General features: G+C 48.7%; 15 protein-coding genes. 7 read left to right on the top strand and 8 right to left on the bottom strand.

Features of this window, described 5'->3' with window-relative positions:
* Positions 1-13 precede the first annotated feature (13 nt).
* Positions 14-2,056, top strand: a complete 2,043-nt coding sequence (gene uvrB, locus JNN12_14345; GenBank protein MBL7979515.1) for an excinuclease ABC subunit UvrB — start codon at positions 14-16, stop codon at positions 2,054-2,056.
* A gap of 83 nt (positions 2,057-2,139) precedes the next feature.
* Here the strand turns inward: uvrB and JNN12_14340 are convergent, their stop codons facing one another.
* The 4 genes from JNN12_14340 to JNN12_14325 all read right to left on the bottom strand — a co-directional run bounded on the left by JNN12_14340 (position 2,140) and on the right by JNN12_14325 (position 8,934).
* Positions 2,140-3,561 carry an RtcB family protein gene (locus JNN12_14340; protein MBL7979514.1) on the bottom strand — a complete coding sequence of 474 codons (1,422 nt, stop codon included), beginning with the start codon at positions 3,559-3,561 and terminating at the stop codon, positions 2,140-2,142.
* A gap of 29 nt (positions 3,562-3,590) precedes the next feature.
* Entirely contained in the window at positions 3,591-4,712 is a 1,122-nt protein-coding gene (gene ribD, locus JNN12_14335) for a bifunctional diaminohydroxyphosphoribosylaminopyrimidine deaminase/5-amino-6-(5-phosphoribosylamino)uracil reductase RibD (GenBank protein ID MBL7979513.1), read from the bottom strand.
* Between the two features lie 362 nt (positions 4,713-5,074).
* Positions 5,075-8,044: a TonB-dependent receptor gene (locus JNN12_14330; protein ID MBL7979512.1), complete on the bottom strand. Its 2,970-nt coding sequence runs from the start codon at positions 8,042-8,044 to the stop codon at positions 5,075-5,077.
* A gap of 206 nt (positions 8,045-8,250) precedes the next feature.
* Complete coding sequence (locus tag JNN12_14325; protein MBL7979511.1) at positions 8,251-8,934, bottom strand: DUF3592 domain-containing protein; 684 nt, start codon at positions 8,932-8,934, stop codon at positions 8,251-8,253.
* Positions 8,935-9,106: 172 nt separating this feature from the next.
* Between JNN12_14325 and JNN12_14320 the strand changes: the two genes are divergently transcribed.
* Both JNN12_14320 and JNN12_14315 read left to right on the top strand, forming a co-directional pair.
* Positions 9,107-10,840: an NAD+ synthase gene (locus JNN12_14320; GenBank protein MBL7979510.1), complete on the top strand. Its 1,734-nt coding sequence runs from the start codon at positions 9,107-9,109 to the stop codon at positions 10,838-10,840.
* Positions 10,841-11,028: 188 nt separating this feature from the next.
* Positions 11,029-11,646 (top strand): YIP1 family protein, encoded by a 618-nt coding sequence (locus JNN12_14315; protein MBL7979509.1) that lies wholly within the window; start codon positions 11,029-11,031, stop codon positions 11,644-11,646.
* 85 nt (positions 11,647-11,731) lie between these two features.
* On the opposite strand, the gene JNN12_14310 is transcribed toward JNN12_14315, so the two are convergent.
* On the bottom strand, positions 11,732-13,090 hold the full coding sequence (locus JNN12_14310; protein ID MBL7979508.1) for a hypothetical protein: 1,359 nt from the start codon (positions 13,088-13,090) through the stop codon (positions 11,732-11,734).
* Between the two features lie 123 nt (positions 13,091-13,213).
* Positions 13,214-14,359 carry a pyridoxal phosphate-dependent aminotransferase gene (locus JNN12_14305; protein MBL7979507.1) on the bottom strand — a complete coding sequence of 382 codons (1,146 nt, stop codon included), beginning with the start codon at positions 14,357-14,359 and terminating at the stop codon, positions 13,214-13,216.
* Positions 14,360-14,743: 384 nt separating this feature from the next.
* On the opposite strand from JNN12_14305, the gene JNN12_14300 reads away from it, so the two are divergent.
* From JNN12_14300 to JNN12_14285, 4 genes are all read left to right on the top strand, one after another.
* Positions 14,744-15,580 (top strand): ParA family protein, encoded by an 837-nt coding sequence (locus JNN12_14300; GenBank protein ID MBL7979506.1) that lies wholly within the window; start codon positions 14,744-14,746, stop codon positions 15,578-15,580.
* A gap of 44 nt (positions 15,581-15,624) precedes the next feature.
* A complete protein-coding gene (locus JNN12_14295; protein MBL7979505.1) occupies positions 15,625-16,569 on the top strand; it encodes a ParB/RepB/Spo0J family partition protein in 945 nt (314 codons plus the stop codon).
* Between the two features lie 7 nt (positions 16,570-16,576).
* Positions 16,577-17,197: a hypothetical protein gene (locus JNN12_14290; protein MBL7979504.1), complete on the top strand. Its 621-nt coding sequence runs from the start codon at positions 16,577-16,579 to the stop codon at positions 17,195-17,197.
* Positions 17,198-17,328: 131 nt separating this feature from the next.
* On the top strand, positions 17,329-18,600 hold the full coding sequence (locus JNN12_14285; protein ID MBL7979503.1) for an aminotransferase class I/II-fold pyridoxal phosphate-dependent enzyme: 1,272 nt from the start codon (positions 17,329-17,331) through the stop codon (positions 18,598-18,600).
* Positions 18,601-18,808: 208 nt separating this feature from the next.
* Here the strand turns inward: JNN12_14285 and JNN12_14280 are convergent, their stop codons facing one another.
* Together JNN12_14280 and JNN12_14275 are read right to left on the bottom strand one after the other, a co-directional pair.
* Complete coding sequence (locus JNN12_14280) at positions 18,809-20,194, bottom strand: FAD-dependent oxidoreductase (protein ID MBL7979502.1); 1,386 nt, start codon at positions 20,192-20,194, stop codon at positions 18,809-18,811.
* 296 nt (positions 20,195-20,490) lie between these two features.
* Entirely contained in the window at positions 20,491-21,192 is a 702-nt protein-coding gene (locus JNN12_14275; GenBank protein MBL7979501.1) for an SDR family oxidoreductase, read from the bottom strand.
* Positions 21,193-21,348 lie beyond the last annotated feature (156 nt).

The following is a 21,348-nucleotide window of genomic DNA, read 5'->3' as shown; positions in this document are numbered from 1 at the left end:
TAATTTTTAGCCTATGCCTGCCTTTCAATTGATCTCGGAATTCAAACCGATGGGCGATCAGCCTACTGCTATTCGGGAATTGGCAGAAGGGATCCTACGCGGTGATAAACACCAGGTATTATTGGGTGCAACGGGTACGGGTAAAACTTTTACGGCCTCTAATGTCATTGCACAAGTAGAACGGCCTACACTGGTAATGAGCCACAACAAAACGTTGGCCGCCCAGCTTTATGCGGAGTTTAAATCTTTTTTTCCAGATAATGCGGTCGAGTTTTTTATCTCGTACTACGATTATTACCAACCTGAGGCCTATATCCCGTCTTCAGATACGTACATCGAAAAAGACTTTGCCATTAATGACGAGATAGACCGTCTCCGGCTCCGTGCAACAAGTTCCTTGGTATCGGGGCGGCGAGATGTCATTGTAGTGGCGAGTGTTTCGGCCATTTACGGCCTTGGTGAGCCCGAGGTTTTTGCCCAAATGGTGGCAACCGTAAAGCGTGGACAGTTATTAGAACGCAACGACTTGCTCAAGAAAATGGTCTCGATGCAGTACAATCGGAACGACATTGAATTTAAACGTGGGACCTTTCGCGTACGCGGAGATGTTGTGGAAGTAATGCCTGCCTATTACGACGACCAGGCCTATCGCGTCGAATTTTGGGGAAACGAAGTGGAACGCCTCACCCGATTTGATCCGTTGACGGGTAAAACCTTTGGAGAAGAATCGGAGCTGACCTTGTACTCGGCTAGTTTGTATGTCACGTCACCCGACCTGTTAGAGAAGGCCATGCACAGCATTCAGGAAGAATTAACCTGGCGGCTGGCAGTCATGCGCAATGAAGGAAAGTTATTGGAAGCCCAAAGATTGGAACAGCGAACGATCTATGACTTGGAAATGCTCCGTGAAGTCGGGTTTTGTAATGGAATTGAAAATTACTCCCGACACCTAACAGGACGTAATCCCGGCGATCGTCCCTATACTCTGTTAGACTATTTCCCGAAAGATTACCTTCTCATTATTGACGAGAGCCATGTCAGCATTCCACAAATCAGAGGAATGTATAATGGTGACCGAAGCCGAAAGTTAAACTTGGTAGAACATGGTTTTCGGTTGCCCTCGGCCTTGGACAACCGACCGATGAAGTTCGAAGAATTTACCGAACTGACCAATCAGGTTATTTATGTCTCCGCCACGCCCGCCGATTATGAGTTAGGTCAAGCCGGAGGTGTTTTTGTGGAGCAGGTCATCCGACCTACGGGTATTGTAGATCCAATAATCGAAATCCGACCCATCGAAAATCAAATAGATGACCTTTTAGACGAAATTCATACCCGTTCTGGACGTGGTGAACGGGTGTTGGTCACAACCCTCACCAAGCGCATGGCCGAGGATCTAACTGACTATCTGAAATCTTTTGATGTCCGGGTTCGGTATATGCACGCCGATATTGATGCCTTGGAACGGGTGGATATTCTGCGCGATTTACGACTGGGCATATTTGATGTTTTGGTGGGAATCAACCTGCTGCGTGAGGGATTAGACCTGCCGGAAGTCTCGTTGGTGGCCATTTTGGATGCTGATAAAGAGGGTTTTTTACGCTCTGATCGGTCGTTGATTCAAACAGCGGGACGTGCTGCCCGTAATGCAGAAGGCTTGGTGATCCTCTACGCCGATCGGGTAACTGGTTCTATGGCACGGATGATGGAGGAAACGGAAAGACGAAGAGCAGTACAAATGGCCTATAACCAAGAACATGGGATTACACCAAGAACGGTGGTGAAGTCTATTGACGATATCCGAAAAGGAACCATCATTGCAGACCACAAGCCAGAGCAACCCGCGAATGTCTATTCGATGCATCACTATGGTGGCCCAGAACAACTTAGATTGGTGGCTGATCCGGTAACGCAGTACCTAACCGACAACCAAAAACGAGACCTCATTGCGCAATTAACCAAAGAAATGCACCAAGCTGCCGAAGATCTGGCCTTTGAACGGGCAGCAGACCTTCGAGATACCATTACCCAATTAGAGCGGGAACTGGAGGGTTAAGGCAGGAGACGTGCGACATATGCATCTTACGCTTCCCATGAGAAGACGCTTGCGTTGGTCGGGGGGGCGTTCACCATAACGGTTTATGCCATCCGCACAATGGCAGGCTTAAAACGTGCAATGGTTTCCACCAAATCGGATTCAGCAGTCATTACTTCGCCAATCGGTTTATAAGCTTGTGGGGCTTCATCTATCCCACCACTGAGCAGTGTAATACCACGCGCTTTTAGGTAGGCATCTCGATCATGCTTGGTAATGCTATTGTTGGCTGCCTTACGGCTAAGGAGTCTTCCGGCCCCATGTGAAGCCGAGTTGAGGGCAAGGGCGTGGCCCAATCCACGGACTAAAAACCCGGTATCCCCCATAGAGCCGGGAATGATGCCAAGGACACCGGGGCTGGCTGGGGTTGCCCCTTTGCGGTGAACCACCACTTCTTGCCCGTCTGCGAGGTATTCTTTCCAAGCAAAATTGTGGTGATTCTCTACCATAAAAAAGGCTTCAAGACCTGCTGCACGCGCTACTCGCTGATGAATAAGGTGGTGGTTTGCCTGTGCAAATGCTCCTGCCAAGTGCATGGACTGCCAGTAGTCTTCGCCTGCCTCGCTGTCCAAATTCAACCAAGCCAAATGTCGGACTTCTTGTGCCAGTGTGGGATGAAGGGCTGTGGCTACACGGGTAAAATGCTCGGCAATGCGTGCCCCCACGCCTCGCGAACCAGAATGCGAAAGTAATGCAAGATATTGGCCCGGCTGAAGTCCTGTTTCAGCGTCGGGGGCCAAAACCGTTATGGAGCCCCATTCTACAAAATGATTCCCCGTACCCGAAGTTCCGAGTTGGGCATGTGCCTTGTCTCGGAGGGAACGCAAGAGCGGGGTTGCATGCCAAAGGGGTGCATCTAAGACGTCATGATCGGGAGTATTGGGGTCGTGGGGGCGCCAGCGATCTCCTGTACCAAAGTGTGTTTCATTCAGCAGGGCCTTTCGTAGTCTCTTGTGCTGTGCTTGAAGCAAAGAAGGCGGCTCCGGGAACACGGAAAGCATCATCCGGCAGGCAATATCCACACCCACGGCATATGGAATGACTGCGTTTTGGGTTGCCAACACCCCACCAATGGGTAGGCCATATCCAATATGGGCATCCGGCATCAATGCCCCTGCTACTGCAATAGGCAATCGCATAGCCGACCTCATTTGCTGCTGCGTGCCCTCATCTATCAGGTGCGTGCCCCAAGTCTTAAAAGGAAGTGGCTCTGGGCGTAATGCGATAGGGGAAGGTGTTGGCACAGGTGTTTGTTCTTGAATGACGGCCTCCGCCAAGCCGCGAAGGGTTAAGTGATCTATGAAGTTGTTAGGCGTAACCCGAATATCTTTTAGGATGTTCAAAACGGTTTGTTTGTTCAAGCCTTCTAAAAGCAAAGACTCGGCGGCTGCTTTCGCCATACCCAAGAGTTTGCCCGGCTTCCAGCCGATTCTTTGTAGGTCTTTTCCGGTAATAATTTCACTCATCGTGTATGGTTTGTCTGATGAGAAATGTTTTAAACGGTACGCTTCCAGCCAGTAAACAGTAAATCATGGCCTATTTGTTCCCATTTATGTTCATTAAAATCAATGGCTTGACTCATAGTTGAAATGCCAAGCCCACGAAAAGAAGGCACTCCATCGCCCACCAATTTGGGGGCAATAAACAGCGACAACCGATCTACAAGGTCTTCTTGCATCAAGGCAGTGGCAAGCCCCGGTCCGGCTTCGACCAAGACCGACTGTATTACTTGTCCCAATCCACCGTGCCCCAATTGCCTGAACAAGGCCGACAATGCAAGATGTCCCTCGTGCACAGGGTTATGCACAAGTTTTCCACCACCCTTGTGGAGAAGTTCCGCATAAACTGGGTTGACACCTGGTGCCACGACAACCCAAGTCTTAGACACCAGCCCATCCCGAAAGATTTGCAAGGTATCTGGTAATTGGCCCATTCGGTCTAATACGACCCGGATGGGTTGTCGGCCTTCTACATGACGAACGGTCAGTGCAGGGTTGTCGTTCCGTGCGGTTTGATATCCCACCAACACGGCATCGTGAGAAGCCCTCCACAAGTGTACCTTTTTTCGGGCCTCGCTACCCGTCACCCATTTTGAGTGCCCGGATGCCGTCGCTACCGATCCATCTAACGTTTGGGCAATTTTAAGATGAATATGTGGATAACTTGTCCCCAAATGATGGGTAAAGGGTTCGTTCAAACGTTTGCAAGCATGTTCCAGCACGTTCTCTATCACCTCTACACCATGCGCACGCAACCGTTGAATTCCCGTGCCAGCAACGATCGGGTTAGGGTCTTTCATACCCGTAACCACCCGTGGTATGCCATGTTTAAGGATAAGATCGGCGCAAGGAGGGGTTTTTCCATAGTGGCTACAAGGTTCCATATTAACATACAAGGTGCATGATCTAAGTAATTGATTTGTATGTATTTGAGATGCAGAATAGATGGCCTCCACCTCGGCATGAGGGCCGCCAAATCGCTTATGCCAGCCTTCTGCCAAGACCTCATTTTCCGGTGATACTAATACACATCCCACTAATGGATTTGGGCTGACTGCCCCTGCCCCTTTTTTGGCAAGTGCTAAGCACCGTTGCATCCAATGCGCATGAACTTCCATTAATAAATGACTCCTTGGTTGAATAATGTGGATAACTGGTGGAAAAATCGGACTGGGCACGTGGGTTGATGGGCGTCAAGCGACTTCGTTACAAGACAATCTCACACCCCATGAACACATTTCGCCTGTAAAGGATCGGAAAATGGGCTTCGTTCCGTATTGCTCGTGCATATCATTTACCCGTCTCAAAGAGGCTTTATCAGTGATTCGATCCTGTAAAATAAATATACAAATAACCAGCCCACTGTTTCCTGCACAAACGGTGAGACATTCGTGTAACCAAGTTTGTGGGAGTGCCGAAATCAAAACGGGCACATTGTTTTTGCAATGCGCCCGCAGAGGATTGGATATTTGTGGAAGGATTAGAAGTCGAACGTTAAGCGAAGGGTGCTGTAACGGCCTACGACGGGAGCGCCGTAGAACTGACGAACTTGGTTATCGGTCACATTTTGTACCAAGGCGTCTAAGCGTAGCCGTTTGCTGAATTCATAGCCTGCGCCTAAGTCCAAAAGATAATAGTCTTCTACACCCACGTCGTCAATTTTACTGGTGTCGTTGTTGTATGGGCTGGGCAAACCTCCCAAATAAGGACCGGAAGCAATGGGGAACCCTTGGTTATACCGGAAAGACACATTGGCAGAGAAGCCACTTTTTAGTTTATAGTCACCGCCTAATTTTACCTTCATTTGCGGTGCGTTCATCGCCAGATACAAACCACTTCCTGGTTCATTCACTTCTGTTTCATCAAAGAAATCGTCGGAAGTGTAAGACATATTGGCAAAGATGCTTAATTGGTCGTTGGCGATCAAACGAAGCGATGTATCTAAGCCCCAATAACTTACATCTCCAAAGTTTCGGTACGAGAGCATCAATTCTGGCATTTTGCCTACGCCCGGATTGTTTTCTTTGGGTTGTGCGATTGCAACTGGCACACGGGCGAGTGCATTGTTTTGATTGGCAAAGCCCACGACCAAGCCAGCCACTTGTGCAGATGGAATGCCTAATTGCGCAAGTGCGCCCTTCAGTTGAGGGTTTGCTTCGATGGCAGCAGCGAGTTGGGCGGTAAGGTCGTTCGTAAAGCCTTGTGCCAAGAAAAGGGGCGTTTGCATGAGCAATGGTCCAACAAAATCTTTCTTTTTGGAGTAGTAGGCATCTACGGCTACAAGCAGTTTGCCCCCAAAAATACCTTTGTAACCCAATTCTATGGTTTGGGTTTTTGTTTGCTTCAGCGGATCTACGTCTGTGACGGCATTGACCGGAATGGCCTGTCCTGTCTGGACGTTGATCATCACCATGAGTGCATCTATTCCGCCTTGTACTTGGGTTGCTGCGGGTGCAAGCAATTGTTTCAAGGTACCAACGGTGGCTTCATTTACTTTTTGTGCACCCAAAGCCTGGTTAATGAGGGCGGCCAAGGTTGCATTTGGGGTTGCATTTAGCCCAGGATAGATCAGGTTGCCATATAATTCTCCATAATTCAGACGGCCTGCAACGTCAGCACCACGATTCCAAGGCAAGATACTGGAAGCTACTACGCCACCTGGATAAGCGGCATTTCGGTTAAACGTAAAGCCCTCATAGGCACCTCGTCCGCGTACCAATGCCGTACCGAATGCGCCAAAACTGGTTTGACTGGCCGGAATGTCTAAGAACATAGAGTTGTTGCCCGGCGAGGAGAAGGCTTGGTTGAACGTGGCGCGTACCGAAGACGTGTTGGAAGGTTTAAAAACGAAAGCCAAGCGTGGAGAAACCGCGAATGCATCTATTACATTGTTGTAGTCTCCACGTGCCGCAAGTGTAATGTCTAACTTGGGGGAGACTGCATATTGTGCTTGGGCATAGGCGCCCGTTTCCATAATGGCATCGTTTTCTTCGTTGCGGCCATAGATGGTTCCGTCGGTATCGGGGATCGTGTATTGCATGTCTGCACCATAGATCAGACGGAGTTTTTCCAATGGCTTGCTGTCATTTTGCAACTGCACATTCCACTTTTGCGAGTGGTCATAGACCGTACCCTCTGAACCGGAAACCACATTGCCATTGTTGTCTAAACGGCGACGGTTGATGATGTATGAACCACCGTGGTTGTTGCGGTTCAAAGAGGCTGCCGCAAAGAAGGAGCCCGATTGGAAGCGAACTTGCCCATAGGTATATCCAAAGTCAATGGCTTGCAGGTTGCCGATACCGGACATATAGGTACCAGAAGAGACCGAGTAACCACCATTTACAATCAGGGCCGATTTACCCCCCAATTTGTATTCTACCATACCGTTTAGGTTCAGTTTATCGGTATCATAGTCGCGAGGCACATCTCGGATGGCTTGGAGTGCTGCTTGCGTATAAGTACTGGTTACATCGGATACAGCAGATTGGTCTGCGTTGAGGGCATAAGCTTTCAGGCTGCTTCCGTCTTCTATCACGACCAATTTATCTCCTGTGGTATCCAACTGAATGAAGTCTTGCGGCGCCATAACGTCCATTGTGAAGTCTTTTGCCTGCGAGTATTGGCCAGCAAATTTATAGCCCAATTTGTTGTTGGAGGTTACACCTGCGTGCCGCCATGCAGCGGCAGCCGTAGATTGTTGCCCACCACCAAGCGAAACCGTTGTGCCCTGATGGTCGAAAGGGTTTTTGGTGATAAAATGGACTACGCCTGCATCTACGCCGGGGCCATACAATGCAGAACCAGGGCCACGTACAATTTCTACCCGTTCCAAGTCTATGTTCGAGATAGGCATCATGCTGTAGGCATTGGCATTTAAGGAAGCAATTGCGCCCTGACGATAATCAATCAGCGTATAGGCGGCGCCCGAAAAGGCATTGTTAAAACCACGTAGAACCACTTCGTAGCGGTCAACACCCGTTTGGGCCATATCCACCCCTTCTACGTTCCTCAAAATCGCAGCTACGCTTGGTGTGGCTTGGTTTTGCACTTCACGCGCATCCAGCACCGAAACAGAAGCCGGTGCATCTAAAATTTTCTCCGACTGGCGCGAAGCGGATACCACCACTTCGTTCAGTGTATTGCCTGCGTCGGCCAATGAGAAGTCTAATGTTACGGTTTGTCCGGCCCTAAGCGAAACCGTTTGGCGCAAGGCCCGGTAGCCTACATATGTAACAGATACATCGTAATTCCCAGCAGCGACAGAAATTCGGTATTTACCGCTAAGGTCCGATGTGGCCCCGGAAACGAGGTCGTTGGTTCCGGATTTTAACAGAGAAACCGTAGCACCAATGAGCGACGTACCATCACCGCCATCTTTTACAGTTCCTTGAAGGGTTGCGTTCTGCGCAAATCCTGTCCCGACTGCGAGCAGCAGGGCGAGGAACACAAAAAGCGGTCTAAAGCATTTTACCATGTGCATCTCCTTTGTTTGATCTTTTTTGGGTTTGGGGATAATCTGCGGATGGTGGGTGTCCGAAGTAACTGCGTTAATTAAAGCGCTTTCATAAATGTAAAAATAACAAGAACAGTGTGTTAAAGCAATGTGGTTCTATAAAAGATAAAAACAATCTCTTGGAGGGCGGTAAAACCGGGTTAATTACCGAATGCTGGAAGGGCAGAAAGGTCCATATGGTAATCTTGCGGGTTTTCCGGGTTAATATATATCGGAATGGTCTTCTCATTGAGAAAGGAAGTGGGATTATACCAAAGGTGGTCGCTCTGGAATTGATATACCTTGAGGTCTTTGGGGTTTTGCCATTGCGCCCAAATGACATATGGACTTCGGCCATTCACGCGGAAACTTGGGTCTGGGGCAATTTGCTCGATCTTGGCCCAAATTTTCTGGCCGTTTTGCAGTAATACACGTGCCATTTTTTGCTTCCGCCAATGGTAGATAAGTCCACCAAAGCCTAAAGCGGTGAAAATGGTGCCCAGTGTTCCAAAAATTCCCGGAAATAACCAAATGGTCCAATCAATAATGTGGGCATTGTTTGGATTTGCAGGTTGGTACTTGATAGTAGCTGTTTCGCCGATGGAATAAGAGGGAGGAGAAGAAAAAACGTCGCCGATCACTTCATATGTTTGGCCGTCTCTTGCGCGGAAAACCACCACAGGTGCGGTACTTCCTTTGGCATTACGGACCATGTCCACCACTTCGCCTTCTGTACGGAGGGCGGTCTTAGAAAATTGATAGAGATCGTAACCGAACCAAATACCAATTAGCATGAAGGGCAAACCAATCAGCGCAAAAATGCCCCAAAACCAGCGAAGAGACATAATAAGAAGTGTTTAAGGATGAAGGGAGCTGTTGATATGCTGAAAGGTAAGGGCTGGGTGGTGGGAATGCAAGCATCGGCAGGGGTTTTGAAAAGGGGGCTAGGGTGAAACTTGGTGGGTCGCAATTTCATACCGTATATTCCAACGCCATTTTACATCTTGACCACTCATTATGCGTATCGCTCTTGCTCAGATCAACCCGATTGTCGGGGATTTGCCCGGAAATGTCCAGAAAATTTTGGATGTCATCCGGGAGGCCGCCCAAAACCAGTCCGAATTGGTGGTTTTCTCGGAGCTGGTCTTGTGTGGTTATCCTCCGATGGACTTGTTGGATAACCCTTTGTTTATTGAGGCTTGTGCCGCCGCCATCCAACAAATTGCCCGCGAGTCGCCACCCAATATCGCTGTCATCTTGGGTACGCCCGTCCGAAATCCCAAAACCACTGGAAAACGGCTTTATAATGCAGCCGTCTTATTAGAAAAGGGCGAGGTAGCGGCAACGGCGTATAAGGTCTTGCTTCCTACTTACGACGTATTCGATGAATACCGCTATTTTGAACCTGCGGATGTGTGTACGCCCATCGTGTGGCGTGGCATCCGTCTGGGGCTTCATATCTGCGAAGACATGTGGAATAATGAGGCTTGGGCGCAATTCCACCTCTATGACCGCAATCCGATAGACGAATTGGCAGCAGCGGGTACAGATATTTTTATCAATATTAGTGGCTCGCCCTACTCGCACAACCAATCCCAAACCCGCGACCGACTGATTATTGAGAATTGTCGCGAACACCAACGACCCTTCTTGTATGTCAACCAAGTAGGAGCCAATACCGAAATTATCTTTGACGGGGACTCTTGTGCATTCGATGTAGCCGGAAATATGGTCTTAGAATTGCCACGGTTTCGGGAGGCACTGGCTTATTTGGAGTTTGATCCCCAAACGCGACTACTGACGCCCATGCACCCCGAAACAGCTCATACCCCCGCTCCAGACCGCATCCGAGATTTGCACGACGCCTTGGTTTTGGGAATCCATGATTATTTTCATAAGTCCGGCTTTTTCAAAAAAGCACTCATCGGCCTTTCTGGTGGGATAGACTCTGCTGTTACATGTGCCTTGGCTGTTCATGCACTCGGAGCAGACAAGGTGATGGGTGTGACCATGCCTTCCAAATATTCCTCGTCTGGTTCTGTAACCGACTCGGAGGCGCTCGCACGGGCAACTGGAATTGAGTTTCTCCATATTCCCATTGTTCCTGCGGTCTCGGCCTTCGACGAGATGCTGGCGGACGTTTTTGCTGGACATCCGCCGGATGTGGCCGAGGAGAATATTCAGGCACGGGTACGGGGAACTACCCTGATGGCTTTGTCTAATAAATTCAATCATTTGCTGCTGACTACGGGAAATAAATCCGAGATGGCAGTGGGCTATTGCACGTTATATGGGGATATGAATGGCGGCCTCGCGGTGTTATCGGACGTATTTAAAATGGACGTATATGCACTGGCTTCCTACATCAACCAAAAAGCAGGTCATGAGGTGGTTCCGGAGTCCACTATCCAAAAAGCGCCCTCTGCCGAGCTACGACCGGGACAAAAAGACCAAGATTCCTTGCCGCCATATCCTGTCTTGGATGAAATCCTCCGGCGATATATAGAGGAATGGCAAGAGTTGGAAACCATTTCCGATGAAACCGGATACCCTTATGATACGGTCTCGGCCATGCTCCGAAAAGTAGATGCAAATGAGTTTAAACGAAAACAGGCCGCGCCGGGTTTGCGGGTAACACGCAAGGCATTTGGTACAGGACGTCGTTTGCCGATCGTCATGCGGTGGGATCGGCGCTGGGCCTCCGAAATGACCGGAGCCGATCAGGAGGAGACGCCGGAAGCGTGGGAATAGCCTTTGTGTCAAATTGAGATTGATTGCTTTCGAGGTCGTGTTTTAGGGATAAAAAACATGGTGCATTGTATTTTTATGGGTCTCACCTTTGCATTTGGTTCATAAACATCCTACCTTCAGGAGGAACACGCTGTTAGTGTCTTCTTTACATTCACCCCACTTATACCTTATCTATCGGAGGTCTTATCATGAGTCTTGTAGATCGTGCAAAAAACATTCTTCTCAGCCCCAAAGCCGAATGGGAGGTCATTGACGGCGAATCGTCGAATATGGCATCGCTGGTTGTTGGCTATGCCTTGCCCTTCTTGGTGCTGGGTGCATTGGCGGGTGCTATTGGAAACTCGGTGTTTGGTGTGACTGTTCCCTTCGTCGGAACCGTGAAAACGCCTTGGTTGCAATCTATGATTACGGCTGCCGCAGGAATTGCCGTTGCTGTTGTGATGTTGTATATCTTGTCAATGATCGTAAACCTTTTGGCACCCAACTTTGGTGGGGAAAAGAACGACAACCAAGCGGCCAAATTGGTGGTATATGCTTCCACTGCAGGCTGGGTTGCTCAGATTTTTGGCATTATCCCCGCTGTTGGTGGCATTATGAGTTTAGCTGGTGCTGTTTATGGCATCTATCTGTATTACCTCGGTCTGCCCGTCCTGATGAAAAACCCCCAAGACAAAACCATTGTTTATATGATTGTAGTGGCCATTGTTGCCATTGTGATTAATATGGTGCTGGGCGGCATTATTGTGGGTGCTATTGTGAGTGCTTTCGGATTTGGTGCAATGGCCGCCGGAGGTTTAGGAATGTAATTTCTACCAGAATAGCTTTAAAGAAAAAGGCTCCAGATTGGGGCCTTTTTTTGGGTGTTGTAACGGCATTTTCTCTTTCGCTGGCTCACTCCCACGCAATTACCGAAACCTCGAAACGGCTAAAGGTAGTATATCCCTTTTTAAGTTCTGTAAGCAGGCTACCCGTAAAGGTTGCTCCCACAAGAATGGGGGGCGAGGAAGCACCGCTGACAAAGAAAGATTCCTTGCTTCCGATTTCGGATCCTGAAGCATCATAAAAAACCGTCCGCAGTTGTAATGTCCTCACCGATTGCGGGCCTTTGTTTTTAACGACCACCTCCAGCCAAACATTTCGTGTACTTCCAAATCCGGTAATGCGGGCATTGCGCAAAAAAGTCTCCACCATAAAGCCCGAAGGTTTGGGAATGTCCCATTTTAGCGCCAAGGGCTGATCTGCTTGGTATTGGGATGGTGCGGGTTCTAAATCAGCCTCGGCGATGGTGAGTAGAATAGCATCCACTTTCGGGGCTTTTTGTGCTTTATAATGAAGTAAGTCCACGGGTAGTACCTCTCCAGGCCGGATATTGGTTTCGTAGGTAGGCAAAACCTCTTTAAACTCGGTAAATAGGGTTGCACCAGTGGCATCTAAGGCTTTTAGTTGTATCTTAAATTGTATCATTTCTTTGGTTTTGGAGGAAAGATATCCGCGTAAAACATATGAAAAGGCGTCTTCATAGGGCGTAAGTACCGATTTGTGTACTTCGAATGATACGTCATGTGTACCAAAGGCTGTTTTAACTGGAATTTGCAAGTCGTCGGTCAACTCGTTGGGATTGCTGTGGTTTGCATTGCCGCGTATGGATAAACTGCCTGATGGTTTCTGGGTGGTTTTAGAAGAAGAAGGTACGAGCCAGAAAAACAGTATCAAGGCCAACACGCCCAATATGCCCAGGCCCGTCCACAAGGCATTTCGGTTGTGCGGGGTCGCTTTTGGGGAGGTCCGAGGCGAGGTCGCTTCGTTGGGTTTGGTCTTGGGCGTGTTCTCCCCAAGTGCCGATAGTACTACATATGCCGGACGGTAGTGTGGGTCTATTTCTACACATCGGCGGGCAAGTGCTTCGGCTTGTTTGCGGTCATCGGGGGTTTGCATCTGGTTCCATCGCTGGCGGTGTGCCTCGGCAAGTTCATATAATACGCGCAAATCCAACGGGCGTACCGAGATCACAAATTGTAATTCGCGGATGGCATCGTTCCAAAGTTTATGTTGCTTAAAGTTGAGGGATCGCTCCAAAGACGCCTGTGCGCGGGCTTCGAGAGCGGTTTTTTGCGCTTCGGTAATGCCCAGTTCGCGCGCCGCACGGTCTAAGTCTGCTTGTGTGAGGGGCGGAAGTGCCGGATTGTCCTGGGCGTCCATCAGGCGTTTGAGGTATTTTTGCAGAATCGCTTCGGGGTCGTGATGTGGCATATGCCTTGTGATTTAGAGGATGGGTTCAAATAAATCTACAAAGAAAAACCGATACAAAAAACGAGTATCGGTTACTTTCTATTAAACAAACGTAAACAAGATGCAATGAATCAACAAAGATGATTACTGCAACCTATCCAACGCCACTTTCATCCGGTGGCATGCTTCAACCAATTTATCTAAGGAAGTGGCGTAAGAAATACGTAACCCATTCGGATCTCCAAATCCTTCTCCTGCAACCGTTGCCACATGGGCTTCACGGAGTAGGTAGAGCGCAAGTTCCTCTGCTGTCTGAATCAAGTTGCCGTCTGGTGCTGTTTTGCCAAAGAACGAAGAAACATCTGGAAAAAGGTAAAAAGCACCCTCCGGTTTAGGGCATTTAATCCCATCTATATCATTTAACAAGGCCAAGACGGTATCGCGGCGTTCGCGGAAAGCTCGTACCATTTGTGCAATGGGCTCAAAATCCATTTGCAGGGCTGCGATTCCGGCCAGTTGACTCAGGTGGCTGGGGTTAGAAGTGGTTTGGCTCTGTACTTTATCCATTGCCTTGACTACATCTAAAGGTCCTGCTGCATATCCTAGGCGCCAGCCCGTCATCGCATAGGCCTTGGAAAATCCATTAATGGTAATCGTGCGCTCCTTCATCCCCTTCAACGAGGCGAAACTTATGTGCTTGGCATCAAAAATGACGTGTTCATACAATTCGTCCGAAATAACCCAAACATTAGGATATTTGCTCAAAACATCGGCTACGGCTTTCAGTTCTTCAGGAGAATAAACGGATCCAGTTGGATTAGAGGGCGAACACAAGATTAAAACACGGGTATGCTGAGTGATGGCGGCTTCCAACTGATTGGGGGTGATGCGGTATTCGGTCATAACCGAAGTGGGCATGGGGACGGGTGTACCACCAGCCAGAACGGTCATTTCGGGGTAGCTCACCCAATACGGGGCAGGAATCAAAACCTCGTCGCCAGGGCGGCAAAGAACCATTAAAGCTTGAGCAACCGACTGTTTACCACCATTGGAGCAGATAATTTCGTTAGGACTATACTCTAAGTAGTTGTGATTTTTAAGCTTTATAGAAATTTCTCGCCGCAATGCCAAAAGCCCTGTATTATCCGTGTAGGTAAAGCCACGTCCTCCACTAAGTGCTTCCATTGCGGCGCTTACGATGGGTTGTGGCGTCGGGAAGTCAGGCTCACCAGCACTAAGGCCAATAACGGGAATGCCTTGTTGACGAAGTTGGTTGGCCATAGCCGTCATCGCGAGAGTGGCCGAGGGGCGCATGGCTTCTACAAGGGGATTAAAGTGGGTCATGGTTTTTTTGATAAAGGCAGAGATCTTTCAAGTGTACCCACTATAAAAAAAGCTAAGGCAAATTGGCGTGAAACTCCCAATAAAAAAAGGCTTAGGGAGTATGAAGGTTCATTATGGAAAAGTCTTGAGGCATGGTTCTGGCCTGGAAAGATGCGGACTGTTTTGGCATACTCCTTGAAGAATGAAATAAGTGGTTTTGTTAAAAGCCATTAAGGAACACCTAAACCACATAAGCCCATTAAGCTACGGATGTTCTAAAAAAACTTATTAGGCTTAAACCCTCGGGATACAGTATCTTGATACTTTCAAACCCTTAGACGCACAGCACATATGGGAAAAGTTATTGCCATCGCCAATCAAAAGGGCGGCGTAGGGAAAACAACGTCTGCGGTTAATATTGCCTCGTCATTGGCTGCCATGGAATTTGCAACCGTGCTGATTGATATGGACCCGCAGGCAAACTCTACTTCGGCATTGGGTGTTAATCCGCGCGAAGTCCCTACATCGGTTTATGAAGTGCTGGTTGGAAATGTGCCGATGCAGGAAGTGGTGCTCCAAACCGAGATGCCGCATTTAGACCTGGTTCCAAGTCATATTAACTTGGTAGGGGCCGAATTGGAAATGATAGATTTGCCGGAGCGGGAGCATGTGCTGTTGAAAGCCCTCAAACAACTCCGAACCCAATACCAGTTTATTATTATAGATTGTCCGCCTTCGTTGGGATTACTCACGCTGAATGCTTTGACAGGTTCAAATTCAGTGATTATCCCGGTACAGTCCGAGTATTTTGCCTTAGAAGGATTGGGTCAGTTGTTGAATACCATCAAATTAGTTCGCCAAAACCTGAATCCGGCCCTCGAAATCGAAGGGGTCTTGCTGACGATGTTTGATGCCCGTCTCCGACTCTCGAATCAAGTGGCTTCGGAAGTACGGCGCTACTTCGGAGACAAGGTTTTTACCACCATGATTCATCGAAATGTCCGAATTTCGGAAGCGCCCAGTTTTGGAAAACCTGTTATCTTATATGATGCAACCAGTATTGGGACCCGAAACTATATGGCGGTATCAAAGGAAATTATCCAAAATAACTTAGCCCAGTTTACGGCATCAGCGGGGAAAACAACCCCAAAAGCAGCCGAGCACTCCGCCCAAGAGCCTGAAGCATAAGATGCGGCTCTTTGTAACCTCGTAACGCGATCCTTTTCAGTTTTATGGCAAAGAAACCAGCCCTTGGCAAGGGGTTAAACGCCCTCCTTCCAAATGCTCCTGTCGGTAATGAGGTCCTTTCCGGTGCCGAAAACCCGGTTGCAGCCCACTTATACCGATACGACGACAAGTCGCGGGCCTTGGGCCGCGTGGCCGAGATCGAAATTAGTCAGATTCGGCCCAATCCCTATCAACCACGCCGCGACTTCGACGAGCAGGCATTAGAAGACCTGGCCTCTTCCATCCGGCAATTAGGCATTATTCAGCCGATTACTGTACGGGCTGGTGGAGACGGCGAGGGGTATGAACTAATCTCTGGGGAACGCCGCTGGCGGGCATCCCGGCGGGCGGGCTTATCCAAAATTCCTGCTTATATCCGTGAGGCCGACTCCGAGGCGATGCTGGAAATGGCCATTGTGGAAAACGTGCAGCGCGAAGACCTCAATCCGATTGATGTGGCACTGGGGTACAACCGTCTGATGGAGGAGTGTGGTCTTACACAAGAACAAGTGGCCGAAAAAGTGGGCAAAGACCGTTCTACGATCACCAATTTTCTACGCCTTCTTAAACTCCCACCTACAGTTCAGGCCGCATTGCGCGATGGTTCCCTCTCCAATGGTCATGCACGTGCCCTTTTACCGCTGCCCGATGCGCAGGTGCAAGCGGCTTTCCTCAAGTTGATTCAGGATCAGGCACTTTCTGTCCGAAATACCGAAGACCGCGTCCGAGCCTATCTCCGAAAACTGAAAGAAGCCGAAGAAGAACCAGAGACATCGGCCATACCCAGTGTGGATGAACTTCAGGTAAATGAGTTTACCAATCGCTTGCGCACTTATATGAGCACAAAAGTGGATATTAAACACCGACAAGATGGAACCGGACGTGTAGAAATTGCCTACTACTCGCAAGATGATTTAGAGCGCATCATGGACTTGCTCATGAACAAATAAGCGCCTTATGCCTTTCCGTTGCTTTTCTGTATATTGGTTTTTGTGGGTGTCTTTGATACCGCTGCTACATGGGCAAACGCCCGATTCATTGCACATAGAACCACCGACAGCATCGGGAATGGCCGTGCCCGATTCAGCCAGATGGATTCCCAACCCCCGTATGACGTTACGTTGGGCCATCCTGCCGGGGGGAGGGCAATACTATAACCGCGAACGCTGGAAGGTTCCGGTGGTCTGGGCGGGTGTAACAACTGCTACGGGGTTTACAGTGTACTTTATCCGACAGTACCGCTCCTATTTTAGGGCACATGCCTATCAACTCAATGTAGAGCGGGTTGCAGCAGGTCTTACCCCCACCAAATCAGATTATCTCGTGTGGCAATCGTCTTATGACGCCATTGCACAAGGACGCCCCATTGCTTCAACACCGCTCAAACAAGTACGAGACTACCACTATCGAAATTCAGGATTTGCTATTTTGTCGGTGGCCGGCGTGTGGGCACTGGCAACTGCCGAGGCCTATATTAGTGCCCAACTCAAAGATTTTGATGTGGCGGAAATCCAACCTTCGCTTTCGTTCCTGCCGATCTCTGGAACGCCCATATTGTCCTTGTCCCGAAGATTTTAAGGTCTGTACATAACTTGTATTCCATGGCCTTCGTCCGTTCTTCCTGATTAAGTCATTAACTTAATTGTGGAAACACATTATATTTCATGTTCTTGTATCCTCCTTTCCCACCTTTGCATTAGAAGTTTGCTATGGCCGATACGCAAAAGCACGCCCAATTTGCTGCCCAAAGAAACCGTAATGATATCTCGCTTTTTAAAAAGGCGGAACGTTTTTTTGACCCTGATGGCGATTATGCCCGTGTTACAGGTGCGGGTTTATACCCCTATTTTCGTCCTATTCAACGGAACGAAGGCGCACGTGCCGTGATAAATGGCCGCGAAATCATTATGGCAGGCTCCAATAATTATTTGGGACTCACCTCCGATCCTCGCGTGAAAACAGCAGCCAAAGAAGCCATAGACAAATATGGGACGGGGTGTACGGGTAGCCGTTTTCTGAATGGAACGTTAGACATCCATATTGAATTGGAAGAAAAATTGGCCCGCTACATGAACAAAGAGGCCTGTGTGTTATACTCTACAGGGTATATGACCAATCAGGGCGTTTTGTCCAGTTTGGCAAGTAAAGGCGATTTTATTTTTTCCGATAAAGACAATCACGCCTGCATCGTAGCTGGACAACAAGTCTCGCTTGCAGAAACAAAACGGTTCAACCACAATGACATGAAGCACCTGCGGCGGTTATTAGAGCGGGTGAGTGAGGAGCATCCTCATGTGGGCAAACTCATTGTCTCGGACGGTGTTTTCTCCATGAGTGGATCGGTGGCAAAAGTGCCAGAATTGGCTGCACTGGCCGAGGAATTTGGGGCAGCCCTTTTATTAGACGATGCCCACGCTTTTGGGGTGATTGGAGAGGGTGGGCGTGGCTCGGCGGCCTATTTTAATTTGGAAGATAAATGCCATCTTACTACAGGAACCTTCTCGAAGAGTTTCGCCTCGCTGGGTGGTTTTTGTGTGGGCGATTATGATGTAATCGAATATATCCGGCATACGTCTTCCACGCATATTTTTAGTGCCTCTATGCCACCTGCAAACGTGGCTACGGTGCTGAAGTGTCTCGAAATCTTGGAGACAGAAACCTGGCGTTTGGATCGTCTTTGGGAGATTTCAGATTATATGCGGAAAGGCTTTGCCGAACTTGGCTTTAATGTATGGAAAAGCCAATCGCCTGTCATTCCAGTAGTTGTGGGTGATATGTGGACGTGCTTCCAGTTTTGGACTGATTTGCTTGAGGAAGGCGTTTTTGTGAATGCGGTCATTCCGCCCGCTGTTCCTCCGGGGCAATCGCTGATGCGGACTTCGTATATGGCCTCGCATACCAACGAAGATTTGGACTTTATTTTGTCAGCTTTCGAAAAGGTGGGCAAAAAACATGGCGTCATTGGCCCCAAAGCGCTCTGAGGTCAGGCCATAACGCTTTATTAAGACGGAATCAAATACCTACAAGTGCAACTTAGACACCCTGCGTTGCACTTTTTTTTATGAGACGCCTTCAAAAAAACGGGATGAGTGGGGAAAGGAGGACGTGTCTGTTCATCCCATTCAATTCTTGAACACAAATACATCGTCCGCACAAGGAGTCTTTCTGGCCATAGAAACGACTCGTGTCTCACACACCCTTCCGTCGTGAGGCAATTTTTAATGCCTTTTCGGCCTCGACAACCTTAATACGGGGCCGTCCGGATGCAGTGCCTTGTTCTTTCTCGTGCTCGTCTAATATTTCCCAGTCGTTAAACGTAAGAAATTTAGTTTTCCGGCGATGGAGCAATGCAGCGACATCTTCTTGGGAATAGGCGCGTTGTGCGGCTTGGCGAAGGTCTTCCAATACAGAATGAGCCGTCTCTACGCCACACATTTTGTTGGTACCAATAACCCCCGTTGCGCCTCGTTTTATCCAACCCGCCACATATTCATGCGGAATAAAGTGTCCTGTTTCTGGGTTATAAATACGGCCTTTTTGGTTGGGGATCACCCCATTGGCTTCATCAAAAGGTAAGCCAGGTAAGGCAACACCTTTATATCCGACTGAACGCAAGACCATCCCCACTGGAATGGTTTCAAAGAGACCCGTTCCGCGTAATTTTCCTGCTTCGTCTAAGCGCGTTTGTTCTACCCGCAAACACGAAGCCCAGCCATTGGTTTCACAAATCTCGACGGGCGAGGCCCAAAAGCGAAAGTGTACCCTTCGGAGTTTATTTTCAAGGGGTCTTGCCGCATATACCTGAAGTTGGGCAAAGTTTTTGGCGGCGATCCTATCTGTAATCCGTTCTTTTTCGCTGTGGGCATCCAAGAGCATTGCATCTTGTTGTACCACCAAATCGGCTACTTCCAGATGTTCCATTTCCTTCAGTTCTGGTAGGGTCCATTTTGCCTGAATCGGCCCGCGTCGTCCAAGAATATAAATATCCCGAATCTGACTGGCCCTTAGGGCGTTTAGGGCATGTTCAGCCATATCGCTTGGATGCAGCTCATCGCCAGATTTTGCCAGAATTCGGGCAACATCTAACGCAACATTCCCCATTCCAATGACTGCTACCGACGGAACAGATAAATTCGGGTTTAAGGACACGAAATCTGGGTGGCCATTATACCAAGCCACAAATTCAGTTGCAGATAAACTTCCTGGTAAGAACTCGCCTGGAATACCCATTTGGCGGTCTGCCTGGGCACCAACAGTATAGACCACCGCATCATAAAGATGTCGCAGGTCTTCATGAAAAAGGTCTTTCCCATAATGGACGTTTCCAAAAAGCCGTACTCGGTCTGACCTAAAAATGGCGGAATACTTACTGGTCACGTTTTTGATGGACAGGTGGTCTGGTGCTACCCCATGTCGAACCAAGCCAAAGGGCGCTGGTAGCCGCTCGAACATATCTACATACAGATAGTGAGACGTATTTTTAAGCAATTCGATGGCGGTATAAAATCCGGCCGGGCCAGCCCCAATGATGGCAACACGATAAGGCTTTTCCGGACTTCCAAGAACGATTGACATCTTTCAACAACGCTAAGTGGATGAACAGGATGGGGAAGGGAGGTATCAAGTTAAGACCTTATGACAGAATTGCAAGCGTTTTCAGGAACAAAATATACCCATACTTTTGGAGTACGCTACTGTAGGGTGAGGCATTCCAATACCGAAGGCATTATGTTATGGCACACAGCAGCCATTTATCCAGGCAATAAAAACGTGTTCGGAGAGGGGCTTTATATAAGGAACTTGAGGTAAGAGACAGCCATATGTTATGAAATTGTAGATATTCCGTGGGCGTGAAAATAAGAAGAGCTAGATTAAATGTCTCCTAACTGGGGGCGAAGGATGACCTCTTCGACCACTGAGCGGTCCGATAAATGCCATATGTTACGTATGGTTTGGGCAATGTCTTCGGGGCGCATAAACCGCTCTTCTGGCAAATCCACTCCGTCCCAACTGGGTGTGAGGGTAGCGCCGGGCATGAGCGTGGTAACCCTGATACCTACTGACTTGGTTTCTTCCCTAAATGCCCGTGCCAATCCCAAAAGCCCATGTTTGGCAGCGGTGTATGCGCCTCCACCCGGATATGCCCGTAGGGAAGCGATAGAGGCCATAAAAAAGAGGTGTCCCCGTTTTTGGACCTGCATGGCAGGCAAAAAGGCTTGTGTTACATAAAAGGCACTGGTCAGATTAACCAATACCTGTTGCTCAAAGTCCTTGGAAGAAGTTTCTAATAGCGGCCCAGGCAAAAATAATCCAGCATTATTGATTAAAACATCGGTTGCTCCCCAGCGTTGCAAAACAAACTGTGCAACTTCTTGTACCTCTGCCTCATTCGTCACGTCACAGACGATTGCCTCGGCTTCGCACCCAAACGCACGGCAGGCTTGGGCAACCGCATCTAATTTTATTTTGTTACGTGCCAATAAGGTCAGCTTGGCATTGGGTTCTTGCGCAAATGCATACGCAGTGGCTGCTCCAAGTCCTTGACTGGCGCCAGTTATGGTCACGATGGGCATAAAAAAAGAATTTAGGTAACTGGTTAGCCTGATTCCAAAATTGTTATCGGGCATTGAAAAATAGTTTATTTTTGTGTTTCAATGGAACTACCCAACGACATAGCAAGCTGCCACCGGATAATCCTGGAATTGGTAGCCGTTATTGAAGGCTTCAAG

This window comes from Bacteroidetes Order II. bacterium, from assembly GCA_016788705.1.
Lineage (GTDB): Bacteria > Bacteroidota > Rhodothermia > Rhodothermales > UBA2364 > UBA2364.
Note: the sequence above shows the minus strand (reverse complement) of the source record. Positions and strands in the feature narration are given on the sequence as shown.